The organism is Pseudorhizobium flavum, from assembly GCF_044142885.1.
In the GTDB taxonomy this organism is placed as follows: Bacteria; Pseudomonadota; Alphaproteobacteria; order Rhizobiales; family Rhizobiaceae; genus Neorhizobium; species Neorhizobium flavum.
The window spans coordinates 1-14,123 of sequence record NZ_JBIOKZ010000018.1 but is presented as its reverse complement, the minus strand read 5'-3'; the positions used below and the strand labels follow the sequence as shown (position 1 = coordinate 14,123).

Here is a 14,123-nt window from a genome sequence, read left to right as displayed (position 1 = left end):
TATGGAACGATCCCAAATCCTTGACATATGGGCACGCTAAAGCTGTTCGGCATGCCAGCGCCTATAACGAGATCATGGCCTCCGGCATCAAGCGGGAGCACGAGCCGCCACCCATTGTCGGTGACCTGCTGCAGTCGGAGATCGCCGAGAAGCAGGCGCGCTCCATCAAATACCAGATCACCGTTGCAAAGCTGCCGCCGGCCAAGGACATCACCACTTCGACTTCACCGACACGCCGGTCAACGAAGAGCTCGTGCGCCAGCTTGCAAAAGGAGCCTTCTTCGCCGAGCAGCACAATATCGTTCTGGTCGGCGGAACCGGCACGGGGAAGTCGCATCTGTCCATCGCGCTCGCACGCCCTAATCCGCAACGGCGCACGCGGACCCGCTACGACGCCGATTGACAATCCCGCCGGCTACGAGACCATCGCGGACGTGCCCGAACGCTTGCCCAAGTTCATCGACGAGATCTACAATGCCGAGCGGCTGCACTCGCACTTGGCCATGCGTTGAACCATTCAACTGATCCTCAACGAGGATCAGATGAATGATCGGCCGCACTTTCCAAGATGCCGCGAGCGGTGGCGGCGACACACAGCAGTGTCAGACCCTGTTCCAGGCTTTGATGCCGGAGCACACGCAGGCTCTCCCTGTCCTCGGGCGCCAAGGTCTTGCTGACGGTTGCTATGGAATCGGCCAGTTCCTGGCGCCGCTCTGCTTCCCCGATCCTCTCGCTGACCAGCCGGAAATAGAGCAGATGGAGATTGGCAATCACCGTCCCAACGGCTCGTTTCGACAGTCTCGGCTGCACGTCCTCCGCAAGACAGGCCTCAAGGCCGGTGAGAACAGCATCGTGAACGCTTTGTGACCGTTCGGCTGCCAGCCTGGAAAGTTCATCGGCGTTTTCGGGGAGACCTTCGGCGTATGGCGGTGCGGTTTGAGCCGCCACTGGGGCAGCGGTCAACATAATGGCTAGGCATGCCTGCCTCGCCGCTTCAAACGTCATCATGTCGTTTCCTCAGCGATCGAGAAACTAAGCTTTAATGCCCTGTGATCGCTAAGGTGGCGGCAAAATCTAACTCGTCCTCCGATTTCCGCTCACAGTGCTAGCCTCCCGTTACCAGATCACGCCGCCCTGTCCCTGAACGAGGCAAGGTTGTGTCATCGCGGCTTGTTGTGGGTTCAGGACGCGACTGGGAACTTCGTCCCTTCGCCGCTGAACCTGCGACGCAGCGTAGCGCCAGTCGCCTTACCCGATGGCAACCGGGCGGCAGCCTGGGCTAAAACGAGGCGCTCGCAGCCTGAACCGGTACGAGCTTGGCGGATTCGATCCTGTAGAGGCCGAACTGGCGCTCCGTCCTGCCATCAGTGGTAAAGCGGAAGACGCCGCTTACGCCCCTGAAGCCCGTAGGGTTTGACAGGGCAGAGGCCTTGATCGCTTCGGCCCCGCCAGCGCGAACTAGACCGCTTCCGATGGCAATGCTGTCATAGGCCCGCGCCGCATTTGGCGTCAGCCCACGTCCCTTGTGGCGCTGATAGCGTTCCGCAATCAGCGAGGCGCCTTCCTGTTCGGATGCGGCAAGCAGCGCCCCGTTGGCTGCAGGATTCAAGATAGCGCTTCGCGGCCAGCCCTCTGTCCCCAGGATCGGCGCATTGGCGTTAAGCTTCTTCACGGCCGCGATCACGTCATTCACCGCTGTGGTGCGTCCGAGGATGAGGACGGCACCGGCATTCTTGATGAGATCGGCCCTGGAAGCGACTGTCTTGCCGATATCCTTTCCATCGCCAGCATATCGCAAGATCTGAGAGGCACGCCCCCCCGCCTGCTGCACCTTGCCCGTCAGGCGTTGTTCTTGCTCTGCGGAGAAGTCCGATGGCGCGAGAACGACAATGGATGTCTTGTCCGCACTTGCCAGCCCCGCCACGACCGTGGCCGCGGCTTCCACATCATCCGAATTGAAATTGAACAGGTTTTCTCCCGTCACGGTCGAAGAGAGATTGATGATCGGTGGTCGATTGGCGACCGGGATGGAAGCGATCGCGCCGGTTGTCTCTTGGCCAGCATAACTCAGCAACAGGGACGAGTTTCTCGCAGCAGCGGCCTCAGCTGCTTCTTTTGCTGCCTGCGGACCGCCACTTACGTCCACCACCCGCACTGTGACCAAAGCATCGCCCAGTTCCGCAGCCGCAAGGGCCGCTCCGTCCCTGACGTCGCGTGTGGGTTCGTCATAGATGCCGGTCGATCCCCGCGGAAGGAGCAGAGTGATCTCGACCGGGCCATTCCCGAAGCGTTCCTCCACGGCAGAGGAAGGCGGCTTCAATGCACTGTCATTGAAGTGCTTGCTCCACTCGCTTCCCTCGGATTGGCAGCCGACGGCGGCCAGGCAGACGGACGCTATTGCCAGCGCTCGCAAAACTACGCGTGATGTCATGAATGCTTGACCCGGATCGAGACAACCTGAAGACCAAAAATGCGACCGGGCACCAATTCGAAGGGATGCAGCAACATCTTCAGCTCAACCTAAACTGTTGCTTGAGCAATACACCAGGATCGAACCCTCTACAAGTCGTGAGGAAGATTGGTCCAATTTTATGAGAGTTTTATCCTCCATGTTTTCAAGGGGTTATCCCTGCCTCTGAACGGGAGATTCATCGGCAGGCGGTATCTTTCCGACAAACAGGAAAGAACGCCGATGCCTCTGACGAACGACATCTTCAAGAAAGCTTCTCTATCGGCCGCAATCGTGCTTTCGCTCGCAGGTCAGGCCGGTTCCGCGCCCTTCTTGAATGCCGGGCTTGCGGCGCAAGTGAAGGGCCAACCCGCCCGTTCTTTCGAAATACCCGTCCCCGCCTTTCGTGATGCTGCGCTCTTGTCGACGCCGCCTCGCTTCGCTAGCTATTCGCCCGGCCTCAAAGTTCCGCCTGCCTCAACACCGACCCCAAAATTGCAGGCTGTCGCACTGGCGCGACCTGTCGAGCATCTTCCTTCGCCGAAGGCGAAACCGATCCAGCCAGGCGGCGCTTTCGACAGTATCGCGCTGCCGTTCAAGCGTCTTGCCGCCTTGAAGCGGTTCGAGATGATCGCAGACTTCTCTTCAGATCCTTCGATTTCGTGCGACCTGGACGGATGTGTGAGCGGTCAACGGCAGCACAATCCACGGGAATTGCGCAAGCAGTCCATCCGCGACCGCATCAATCTGGTCAATGTTGCCGTCAATCGCTCCATCCAGTACCGGCGAGACATTGACACCTATGGCGTGATGGACCGTTGGGCGGGCCCGGACGAGACGCTTGCCCGGCGGCAGGGCGATTGCGAGGACTTCGCCATCCTCAAAATGGCAGCACTTCAGTCGTATGGTATCGACCGCGACGCCATGTCCCTCGTGGTCGTCTTCGACCAGAAGCGGCGCTTCTACCATGCCGTTCTTGCCGTTGAGGTCGAGGGCCGAAACTACATCCTCGACAATCTGAGTGATCAGGTTCGTCTGGACAGCCAGCTTCCAGACTATGTGGCGCTCTACTCCATCCGCGACGGCAAGGGGTTCATTCACGGCGCTCGCAGCAAGAGCAAGGCCATCGCCGCAACGGCCAGCCTGTCAGACATCGCCCCCGGTGAGGGAATGGTGGGCATCGACGGCTAGGTAATCAAAAGGCGGCGATGAAGCCGACCAGCATCGACCGCTCCAGCGCCGGTGCCAGCGCCAGATTGATGCGTCCCTTCATCGCGTGATTTCCGCATGCCATGGAAAAACCGATACTCATCGTCTTGCCGCGGTTCGTCTGCAGCATCTCCAAGACTTCGGTCATCTGGCAATCAATGGCGAACGTCAAACCATTGGAGAGCATCCGCAAATCGGTCAGGCGCAGCCTCTGGCGCAGCATCGTCAAGAACGGATCGTTGAAGAACTGGATCCGCTTATCCCGGGTCAAGACGATGGCGGGCGACGGAGACGCATTGATGAGCGACTTCAGGTTGTCCATTCCCGCGACTTCCTGGGCGGAAGTCAGACGTCCGAGCGTCCACTTCAGGCTCAGAACCCTCAGAAGCGACGCGAGATTGCCGGCCGGAAACTGAGATGCCGTACGCTCGACGATCTCGGCTGTCGAAATCCGCCCGGCCGCCGACATCTGTCCCAGTCCATCCCAGTATAGTCGCTCCAGCCGGATCCCGCGCCGTTCTCCGTCGGAGCCTGCGACGGCCCGAAACCTGGGCTCGATGTCCTCTGGCCGCAGGAGCGGCAAAACCTCGTTCAGCCCCTCGCTTGCAGCGTCGGGTGGAGCCTTGCCGATCAGCATGTCACCGCTCCGTCAGAGCAACCGATCGCGCTCTGTTGATCGGTTTCAGGAGATAGCTGAGGATGGTCTTGCGGCCCGTCATGATCTCGGCGGAGGCGACCATCCCCGGTATGATCGGGTAGAGCTTGCCGTCGCGCTCCAGGTCGGAGCGATCGGTCTTGACCTGTACCAGATAATAGGTCTCGCCCTTCTCCTTCTCCACGATGCTGTCGGCCGAGACATTCGTCACCTCGCCCTCCAGCCCGCCGAAGATGGCAAAGTCATAGGCCGTGATCTTGACGATCGCTTTTTGACCGCGGCGCACGAAAGCAACGTCCCTTGGAGAAATGCGAGCCTCGATCAGCAGCGTGTCGGCCGTGGGAACAATCCCTGCGACGACGGTTCCCGGATCGACATAGGCGCCGATCGTGTTGACTTCGAGCGTATTGACGATCCCGTCCACCGGCGAACGGATGTCGGTGCGCTCGACGCGGTCGGTTGCCCCGCGAATGGTCTCGTCGACAACCGATAATTCCGCAAGCGACTGGGCCTTGTCCGTCAAAGCCTGCTGGCGCAGCTCCAGGGCCAGCTCATCGACCTGGAGCCTTGCCTCTTCGACTGCGCGGGTCAGACGCTCTATGCTTTCCTTGTAGACGTTGAGCTGCCCCTGCTGCTCGATCATGTCGCGGTCCACGTCGAGAAGCTGCGTCTGCGCGACAAGCCCCTTCTTGGCCAGCGGGTTGAGAAGGTCGCGCTGCTTGCCGGCAGCCTGAATGGTCTGCTCGAGCCGATCGATATTGGCGAAAGCCTCCGCCAGCTCGATCTCGCGCTGGCGCTTGCGTTCCTGAAGGACACTCAGCTTGTTTTGAAAGCTTGCCTTGTTGGCCGCGAAAAGCCGTTGCTCATTCTCGCACACGCCATGCGCGACCTTTGCGACCACGTCCGGACAGATAAAGGGAGCATCATAGGCCCCCACTTCCTCGAGCTCCAGACGAGCAACCTTCGCGTTCAAGGCCCGTGCCTTGGCAACAGACTCGCCCAACGTCGATTCCGTGGTCTGATTGTTGATCTGTACGATCAGGTCGCCTTTTCGGACAATCTGCCCAAGCTGGACTGCGATCTGTTGAACAATGCCGGCCTCGGACGATTGCACGATCTGGGTTTTGGAGACGGGGATGACCTTCCCCTCCCCCCGAGCGATCTCATCCATCTCGGCAAAGCTTGCCCACAGCACAAACGCGACAAGACAGGCGCCGACGATCATCAGCAGCATGCGGGCAAAAAAGGGTGGTGCGTCTTGGGCCATTCTCGTCATGATCTTGCGGCCTTGGCATTCAGGGCCGCCATAACGTCCTGTTTTGGCCCATCGGCAACGATACGCCCCTTGTCGATGACGATGAGGCGGTCGACCAGCTCCAGCATGCTGAAGCGGTGTGTGGCGATGAGAAGCGTCGTGTCCGGGCCGAATGCATTCTTCAGGCGTGCGATCAGGTGGCGCTCGCTGGCAAGATCCATGGCGCCTGAGGGCTCATCGAGAAAGACGATCTTCGGCTTGGTGAGAAGCAGTCTTGCAATCGTAAGAGCCTGTTTCTGCCCGCTCGACAGATTGGTCCCACGCTCCCCAACCGGCATGTCGAAACCGCGCGGGTGGCGCGATACGAACTCTTCCACGCCCGTCAGTTGCGCCACGTGGACAAGCTCTTCGTCGGTCGCATCCGCGCGGCCAAGAAGGAGATTTTCCTTAACAGTACCGGAGAAGAGGTCGGAGGACTGGCCTGCCACGGCAACTGCCGCTCGGACCTCGGCCATGTGATACTGACGGATGTCCACCCCGTCGATCAGCAGCCGGCCGTCAGTTGGCACGAACAGGCCGTCAAGCAGACGCCCAAGTGTCGTCTTGCCCGACCCTATCCGACCGATGATCCCGACCTTCTCGCCCGGGCTCACGGTCAGCGAGAGCTGGTCGATCACCGCCTGATCGGAACCGGGATACTGGAACGAAACATTCTGGAAGCTGAAACCGCCGCGGCTGATCTGCCGGTTGACGAAGCCGACCGTGGACGGACGGTCCTCGGGTTGCTCCATGATCTTGTCGAGGATCTTCAGCGACATGGTCGCCTGGCGAAACCTCGCCAGTGTCATGGCGATCTGCCCAAGCGGTGCACCCGTTCGTCCGGCAAGCATGACAGTCGCGATGATGGCGCCCATGGCCAGATTGCCTTCAGCGAACTGATAGGTGCCGGCAATCACGATCAGCACACTGACCATCTGCTGCACAAAAGACGTCATGTTCACGGCGTTCGCCGAGATCTGCTTGATATCTTCGCTGGTCCGGCTGGAGAGCTTCATCAACTCCTGCCAGCGACGCAGCATTCCCGCCTCTGCTCCGAGGCTTTTAAGCGTCTCAATCGTGGAGATCGTCTCGATCAGCAGGGATTGCCTGCGCGAGGCTTCGTTTGCGGCCGCAGCCATGCGATTGCCGATCGCGGCCTGGGCCCAAAGGCCGATCAGGATGGAGAGCGCCAGGGCGACGGCAGGGATCACCACCAGCCAGCCGGCGATGAAATAGATGACCGCAAGAAAGATGAAGACGAAGGCCGTATCGATCGCCAGACTGATCGTATTGGAGGTGAAGAATTCCCGTACGAACTCGTATTGCGTCACGCGGTTGGCGTATTCGCCCGTCGACATCGGCCGTGACGCAAGTGTCGAGTTCAAGACCTTGTCGAAGATCATCTGGGAAAGACGCATGTCGGCGTTTCGTCCGGCATGATCGATCAATGAAGAGCGGGCCGTCTTGAGAAGGAACTCGAAGACATAGGCAAGAGTGATACCCGCTGCCAGCACCCAAAGCGTCGGAAACGCCTTGTTGGGGAGCACCCGGTCATAGACGTTCATCGTGAAGAGTGGCGAGGCCAGCGCGATCAGGTTGATGAACAGGGCAGCCGCAACGACGCGTAGATAGGTTCGCCAATAGGGCGTCAGGGCGCGCACGAGCCAGTGGCGTCGCTCGATATCGGCTGCAGTGCCGACCAATGCCTCTTCGGACGCATTGCGGTAAAAGAGGGTGAAGCTGAAGGCGTAGCCTGGACGAAGCCGGACAAGCTCCTCATGGGTAATGGTCTGCGCCAGGCCCGAGGGGCTGGAGAGCTCTGTTGTGTAAAGTCCGCCGGCGTCAACTTCCAGAAGCGGCAGAACGCCGCCATTGTTGAAGACGACGATGGCGGGGCAGTCAAAACGCCCTTCGCGTACCTCGCGCTCACCACACTGCACGACGTCGAGTCCGACCCGGTGCGCCAGATGCTCGACATCGGCAAGCTCGAGCGATTCGGAAATCTCATCCGGAAGGCCGGAAAACAGAACCATCTGCGAAGATGGCCGACCGTAGAAGCTCGCCACAGCCTTGAACGCCGCCTTGAATGATTGGAGTGGCGCCGTCTCCGCTTGGCCGAGCTTCACGTTGAGCATGTCATCCCGCCAGCCGACTACTGTCGAATCGGCGCAAGGAGGTCCATCGGCATTCCGGCCTCCTGGCGCGACTCGATCCGGACATAGCCCGGGTCCGCGACGCTTGCCGGTACGGCGAACTCATCGCGCGCATAGGCCTCGGCCTGTTCGACCGGCTTCAGCTTCATCGCCTCGAGCAGCTTTCCGGATGCGGCGAGGATCTTGTATTCCGCAAACAGCGCGGCAAATTGCGCCGTATCGGCAAGAATGGCCGTATTGAACCGGGTGTTCTGGGCGTCGAGCACGTCGAGCAGCGATCGCTGACCGACCTTGAACTGGTCGCGATAGGATGACACCAATTGGGCGTTGGTGCTGGACTGCGTCGCCAGCAGGCCAGCCAGTTCCCGTCTGCTGCTCCGCTCGTTCCAAGCCGACCTTACGGCTTCCTCGACCTCGCGACGCACCTGGGCCAGCCCATAACGCTGCTCGCTGGCGCGACGGATCTGCTCCTGCTCGCGCGCCTGGTCGATACCACCCCTGTAGAGGTTCCACCGCGCAACAACGCGCACCTGCAGGTCGTCCGTCCGCCCCTGATCTCCATCGATGTCGTTGCCGACACGCGCCGTTCCCTGAAGGTCGACCTTTGGCAGGTAGGCGGCACGAGCGCCACGCACGCCGGCATCTGCGGCGTCTATGTCGGCATCGGCCGAATGAACGCGCGGGCTGTTTTGCTGCGCGACGAAGATCGCATCATTGAGCGTCCGGGGGACGAACGCATTCAAGGAGGGCGGCATCTTTGCCTGCCCGATCGGCTCTCCGACCGTCTTTAAGAAGCGGATCTTGGTCAGTTCCAGCTCTTCCAGAGCCTCCCTCAGGCGCGCCTGAGCTGCGGCGGCGCGTTCGCGACCCTGCAGGCGATCGGCATCCGTCAGCGCGCCGCCTCGAATGCTCTCACCGATGTCGCCGACAATCTGGTTGTGGAAGCCCACATTCTGCTTGGCGATCGCGACAATGCGCGCCTGAAGCAGGTATTCCAGATAGTCCTGGGTAACCTGCAATGCCAAAGCTTCGGATCGTTCCACAACGCGGAAGGATGCACCGTCCACACGGGACGCCTGCTGCTCAACCTGCGCACGGCGATTGCCACCGTCGAACAGGGTTTGGGTAATGGTCAGCCCTACGTCGCTTGAGGAAAATGTCTCGTAATCGCGGCTGAGCGTGCCTGTGCTGTCGTTGGAGAGCCTTCTGCGCCCCACACCCGCTTCAAGATCAACGGATGGCAGGTAAAGGCCGCGTGCCTGTCGAAGTTCAAACTCGACAGCCTCACGGTTTTGTACAGCCTGCATGATCTGCGGGTTGGTCTTTAATGTCTTGTCGACTGCCTGGTCGAGACTCATCGCTCCCGCGGCAGCTGGAAAAAGCATGAAAATAGACACAGTCGCACACAGTGCGGCTTTAAAATACTTGGTAATGTTCACTTTTCGAAGCCCCCACAACTTCCAGCACCCCGTTCAACTGGCGGCCTTTGCCAAGCTGGACGGTGAGAAGCTTTATCATCATCGGGTTATTAGGCAAGTGGCCTAGAAACCTTTGCTTAGAAAGAGTTAACCACTGATGCTTACTTCTAACATGCTGTGACAGCATGCATTTTAGACCTATCTCATTTTCGGGCGGTACTGCGTGGTGCAAAAGGCATTCCAGCTATGGTTGCTTTTCGGACACGTGTAACACTGCGGACACAGGACCGCGGCTTGTCAGGTGATGCCAGATCGTTCGAACGATGAAGCAGGGTTGGAGCGCCAAAAGGGCGCCGAAGCGCCCTTTCGATCTTTGTCAGCAAAGCAATCAGCTTGCGTGCACGTCGTGATGTTCGTCCTTGAAGAGGATCTTGACCGCCTCCACATGGTTTTGAAGCACTGCCACATCCTTCCAGCTATCGTCGGAGACCTGGACGCTGACGGTCGTATCGCTTCCGTCCACCGTGGCGCGGATGCTTGAGACGGCCGCTTCCGTGCTTGCCTCCTCGCCCAGGAGCGTGTCCAGGAGAGCAGTCACGTCCAGGACATCGCCCTCGGATGAGCTGAAGTCGGCGATGATGTCGGCGACGTCGAGATCATCGAGCGCCGTTCCATCGAAGACGAACGTGTCGGCGCCTGCACCGCCGGCCATCACCACCTGCCCCATGCCGCCGTGCAGGATGTCGTCACCATCGGTGCCGATCACGGTCAGGCCATCGGAGAGGTCCGAACCGAAGATCGTATCGAAGCCCACCTCGACGAAGTTGCCGGTCGAACCATCGGCGAAGGTGAACTCACCCTCGGCGAAGATCGTCTGGCCATCTTCCGAACCGCCCGCCTGGTTCGTGGTCAGCGAGATGCTGGCGACCTTGTTGTCGGAGAGACTGGAGAGCTCGCCTTCGTCGCTCACGCCGTTGTTGTTGGCATCGACCCATACCGATAGCTTCGAAAAGGCCTCATCCCCGGCGTCGATCTTGCCATCGCCATTGCTGTCGAGCGAAGCCAGCGCGGCGAGACCGCTCTCGAACGCCCCACCGTTGAAGTTAGGTGTGAAGATTTCCGAGCCGTTGTCGATCAGGCCGTTGCCGTCGAGGTCAAGGGCGAGGATAGCATCCTGTGACGTCCAGGCGATACGATCCGCACGACCATCGGCGTTGATGTCGAATTGGACACCTTGGTCGAGGGACGAGAAGGCGAAGCCGTTCTTGTCGAGGTCGAGGATAATGGGATCCGTTGGATCGCTGTGACCCTTCAGATCATCAAGATCGATCGCTTCGAACTTGGCTCGTGTATTGATGTTGCTGAGAATCGCGACCAGAGTGCGTGAGCCCGCGTCGTTCCAGTTGGTGTCGAACCAGACCTCCGCACGGCTGTGTTCCGAGTTCCATAGCAAGACGTAACTGTTGGTCGCATCGTCTCCCGCATCTCCATCCGCGATGGCTCGATCGGTAAGATTATCGGCCGACAACAGTATGATACGATTATCATCGGAGTTGCGAATGCTCGCGAAGCTCGTGTGATCCTCCTTGGTGGAGGCACCATGGAAACTGAGCGTATCTCTATTCACGATAAAATCCGTGATAGTGTCAGTTCCACTGGTGCGGCCAAGTCTGAACTCATCGTCACCCGCTCCGCCGGTCAACCTGTCTGCACCCGCGCCGCCGTTGATCGTATCGTTGCCGGAGCCACCGACAATGATGTCGGCACCTGAAGATCCCTCGATCTTGAACCCTTCCGACTGGTTGGACAGATCAAGCGAAGCAGAATGCGTCAGCACAACCCGTTCGACCCCCCGGATCTGATTGTTGTCTGTGCTGGTGAAGTTGGCGCTCAACTCAAGTGTATCGTAGCCGGTTCCGCCGTCGAGCAGGAGATCGGACTGATCGCCAATCAGCAGGTCGTTGCCGTTTTCGCCGCTCAGTCTATCAGCCCCACTTCCGCCGACGAGGATGTCGTTGCCGTTACCGCCGTCAATCGTGTCGTTGCCTGAGCCGCCGAGCAGGACGTCGTTATCGTTGTCACCGTCGATCGTGTCGTTACCGTCACCACCGTCGATGAAATCGGTTCCAGAACCGCCACGTAGATTGTCGTCTCCGCCCATTCCGTAGACGGCATCGTCACCAGAGCCCGCATCGACTTCATTGCTGCCGGCATCTCCAATGACAACGTCGTCGCCACCTGCGGTTATCACTGTATCGGTAATGTACCCGGAAGTGGCTTCCAGCCGATGTACGTTGCCATCGCCATAGTCACCCTCATCCGCCTGGGAATTCGTGGTGACCACGATATCCCAGGAACTTGCTTCGAGCGCACTGAACGCAACATACGTGCTGTCAGCCGCGCCGTCCGAATTCGTGACGGTGACCCGATAGATATAAAGACCATCATCAAATATCGAAGGATTCCCGGTGACACTTGAGCCCAAAGTCAGCCAGCCGTCCCAGTTGTTTGTCAGTTGCTGGAAGCTGTACTGCATCGGACCGACAGCGCCACTGAAGAGGGAGGCAGTTGCGAAGTCGACCATCTTGGGCCCATAGAAGCCCCAATCGTAGCTGAAGGCATATCGGCCAGCAGCAGACGTGTTTTCGTTGACCGTCGGAGCTGCGCTCACCTCATCTGCACCGGTGATCGTGACGACGATGTCCTGACTTGCCGAGCCGTCAGCGGAATAGACGGTCAGCGTATCCTGACGCACGTCGCCGGAACTGAGTGCCTGGACGTTGGCGTCGGAGTTACGTAGCGCGTAGGTCCACTGGCCGTTGGAGGCATTGAAGGTGAAGTCCCCGTAGACGCCGGCCAACGACGTCGGCATCTGGAAGCCGGTATCGCCCGTGTCGCGATCGGAAACGGAGAGTGCGCCGCTTGCCGACTGCGTTCCATCTTCGGTGACAGCGCCGGTGGCCGTGCCGCCAATCTCGGCGGTATCATTCGCGCCATCGATCTTTACCTCCAGCGTCTTCGTGGCAGACGCCACTCCATCCGACACGGTCAGTGTGAAGCTCTCCGTCGCGTCCGTTTTGCGAGCCTCGATCGAAGTTTCGTTCGGCTGGAAGAGATAGGCACCGGATTGGCTGTTAATATAGAGAATGCCATAGGTACCGGCCTTCTCGATGTCATATCCGCTCATGCCGGAGTTGGTGCCGCCACTGATACCGTAGGTAAGCGTGTTGGAAACGTCCACGTCACCGCCGGCCAGGGTCCCGGTCGTCGCCGAGAAGGTATCGGCGGCGGCGGTATCCATATAGGTCGCTTCCGACATGGCTGCGAGGGTCGGTGCATCGTTCGTGCCGATGATCGTCACCGTAACATTTTTCGTCACGCTGTCGTTGTCGCCGTCCGTAACGGTATAAGGGATCTGCATTGTAACCGTTTCGCCATCGGCCAGCCCGTCGAAGGCCGTGCCGGGGTCGACAGTGATCGTGCGCCCGTCCGGACCCAGCTGGACCGTGGGATTGCCTAAGGTCACGCCGGTCGGAATACCGGTGTAGGTGGGCGTACCGATGGTCAGGGACGTGCCGGTGTTATCCGCACCGAACTTGAAATCGGTGCCTTCGACGAGCGTGACCTGCCAGCTCTGGTTCTCGGTGACCCCTGTCGGTACGGCGACGTTATTGGCCGTCGGGATGCTATCTAGGATGTCGATCGAGAAGGGCTGGTCGACATAGTCTCCATCGCCGTCATAGACCCGGGCGACCAGGTTGAGTGTGAGCTTCTCTTCGTTGTCACCAAGGTGGTCGAGGTTCTGGAACAGAGTCGTGACGAAACTGCCCGGACGCAAAACTGTGACGACGAACACCGGATCATCGACGCTGCTGCCCTGCTTGTAGGCGACCAATTCCTGATCCACGCCGTTCGCGGTGCGGACTGCGTAAAGAAGTGGGACGCCGTCGGAGGTGAGGTTGGAGTTTATGATGGGCTGCCCACCGGCGGTGCCGATTTCGACATGCGCCCCGACCTTGTCCGCGCCGACGTTGACATTGAGGCTGCCGAAATTGACTGCCACCGCGGGCAGGCCAGTTTCCGTAACCGATACAGCTTCCGCCGGAGCACTGATTGCCGGCGTGTCGTCGTCGACATTGACCCAGATGTAGCCAGGGGCGACGTCACCATCGCCATCGGTGACATCGTAGTTGAACTTGAATTGGATCTCGTTTTCGTTTCCACCCGTTACATGGTCGATCGGAGCGTTCTGGGTCAGCGTGTACTGGCCAGTCAGAGGATTGAGCACAGCCGTGATGACCAGGGTGCCGCTCTGGAAGACCTGGAGGGTCTTGCCATCCGTGGAGACACTGGACGCGAAGTCAGCCTGATTGCCTCCGTTGGTCACGGTGATCCCGCTCCAGGCGATGCCTCCCGGACCATCCGCACCAAAGCTGTGTTTAAGCACATTGCTTGTGTTCGCCAGTCCGTGGTCGCCGTTTCCGCCCGGGTTGCCGCTGGAAAGTATGTCGTCGTTAAGCCAAGCCGTCGTGCCGGCACCACCAGTGGGCGTGTCGTCGTCGACATTGACCCAGATATAGCCAGGGGCGACGTCACCATCGCCATCGGTGACATTGTAGTTGAACTTGAATTGGATCTCGTTTTCGTTTCCGCCCGTTACGTGATCGATCGGAGCGTTCTGGGTCAGCGTGTACTGGCCAGTCAGAGGATTGAGCACAGCCGTGATGACCAGGGTGCCGCTCTGGAAGACCTGGAGGGTCTTGCCATCCGTGGAGACACTGGACGCGAAGTCAGCCTGATTGCCTCCGTTGGTCACGGTGATCCCGCTCCAGGCGATGCCTCCCGGACCATCCGCACCAAAGCTGTGTTTAAGCACATTGCTTGTGTTCGCCAGTCCGTGGTCGCCGTTTCCGCCCGGGTTGCCGCTGGAAAGTATGTCGTCGTT

General features: G+C 59.6%; 8 protein-coding genes and 1 pseudogene. 2 read left to right on the top strand and 7 right to left on the bottom strand.

Translation table 11 applies throughout. The features are described 5' to 3' along the window. Window position 1: 1 nt before the first annotated feature. Window positions 2-404, top strand: a pseudogene (locus ACEPP2_RS20340) (ATP-binding protein); the annotation flags it as partial. A gap of 124 nt (window positions 405-528) precedes the next feature. Here ACEPP2_RS20340 and ACEPP2_RS20335 read toward each other — a convergent pair. Continuing rightward, a complete protein-coding gene (locus tag ACEPP2_RS20335; RefSeq protein WP_395517777.1) occupies window positions 529-1,008 on the bottom strand; it encodes a hypothetical protein in 480 nt (159 codons plus the stop codon). A gap of 271 nt (window positions 1,009-1,279) precedes the next feature. Next, complete coding sequence (locus ACEPP2_RS20330; protein ID WP_395517776.1) at window positions 1,280-2,431, bottom strand: type 1 periplasmic-binding domain-containing protein; 1,152 nt, start codon at window positions 2,429-2,431, stop codon at window positions 1,280-1,282. Window positions 2,432-2,692: 261 nt separating this feature from the next. Here ACEPP2_RS20330 and ACEPP2_RS20325 point away from each other — a divergent pair, with 261 nt between their 5' ends. Continuing rightward, window positions 2,693-3,640, top strand: coding sequence for a transglutaminase-like cysteine peptidase (locus ACEPP2_RS20325; RefSeq protein ID WP_395517775.1), 948 nt, complete (start codon window positions 2,693-2,695; stop codon window positions 3,638-3,640). Window positions 3,641-3,644: 4 nt separating this feature from the next. Here the strand turns inward: ACEPP2_RS20325 and ACEPP2_RS20320 are convergent, their stop codons facing one another. The 5 genes from ACEPP2_RS20320 to ACEPP2_RS20300 form a co-directional block, all read right to left on the bottom strand. Further along, window positions 3,645-4,295: a ribbon-helix-helix domain-containing protein gene (locus ACEPP2_RS20320; protein WP_395517774.1), complete on the bottom strand. Its 651-nt coding sequence runs from the start codon at window positions 4,293-4,295 to the stop codon at window positions 3,645-3,647. Between the two features lies 1 nt (window position 4,296). Next, window positions 4,297-5,580, bottom strand: a complete 1,284-nt coding sequence (locus ACEPP2_RS20315; RefSeq protein WP_395517773.1) for an HlyD family type I secretion periplasmic adaptor subunit — start codon at window positions 5,578-5,580, stop codon at window positions 4,297-4,299. Between the two features lie 5 nt (window positions 5,581-5,585). Next, window positions 5,586-7,742: a type I secretion system permease/ATPase gene (locus ACEPP2_RS20310; protein ID WP_395517772.1), complete on the bottom strand. Its 2,157-nt coding sequence runs from the start codon at window positions 7,740-7,742 to the stop codon at window positions 5,586-5,588. A 17-nt stretch (window positions 7,743-7,759) separates the two neighbouring features. Beyond that, window positions 7,760-9,118 (bottom strand): TolC family outer membrane protein, encoded by a 1,359-nt coding sequence (locus ACEPP2_RS20305; RefSeq protein WP_395517771.1) that lies wholly within the window; start codon window positions 9,116-9,118, stop codon window positions 7,760-7,762. A gap of 448 nt (window positions 9,119-9,566) precedes the next feature. Then, window positions 9,567-14,123: VCBS domain-containing protein (locus tag ACEPP2_RS20300; RefSeq protein ID WP_395517770.1), on the bottom strand; the 4,557-nt coding region annotated here is incomplete at its 5' end.

Excerpts from the sequence above, each read along its gene's own strand:
- ACEPP2_RS20335 (WP_395517777.1), bottom strand. The coding sequence starts at position 1,008 with ATGATGACGTTTGAAGCGGCGAGGCAGGCATGCCTAGCCATTATGTTG.
- ACEPP2_RS20310 (WP_395517772.1), bottom strand. The coding sequence starts at position 7,742 with ATGCTCAACGTGAAGCTCGGCCAAGCGGAGACGGCGCCACTCCAATCA.
- ACEPP2_RS20305 (WP_395517771.1), bottom strand. The coding sequence starts at position 9,118 with ATGAGTCTCGACCAGGCAGTCGACAAGACATTAAAGACCAACCCGCAG.
- ACEPP2_RS20320 (WP_395517774.1), bottom strand. The coding sequence starts at position 4,295 with ATGCTGATCGGCAAGGCTCCACCCGACGCTGCAAGCGAGGGGCTGAAC.
- ACEPP2_RS20315 (WP_395517773.1), bottom strand. The coding sequence starts at position 5,580 with ATGGCCCAAGACGCACCACCCTTTTTTGCCCGCATGCTGCTGATGATC.
- ACEPP2_RS20325 (WP_395517775.1), top strand. The coding sequence starts at position 2,693 with ATGCCTCTGACGAACGACATCTTCAAGAAAGCTTCTCTATCGGCCGCA.
- ACEPP2_RS20330 (WP_395517776.1), bottom strand. The coding sequence starts at position 2,431 with ATGACATCACGCGTAGTTTTGCGAGCGCTGGCAATAGCGTCCGTCTGC.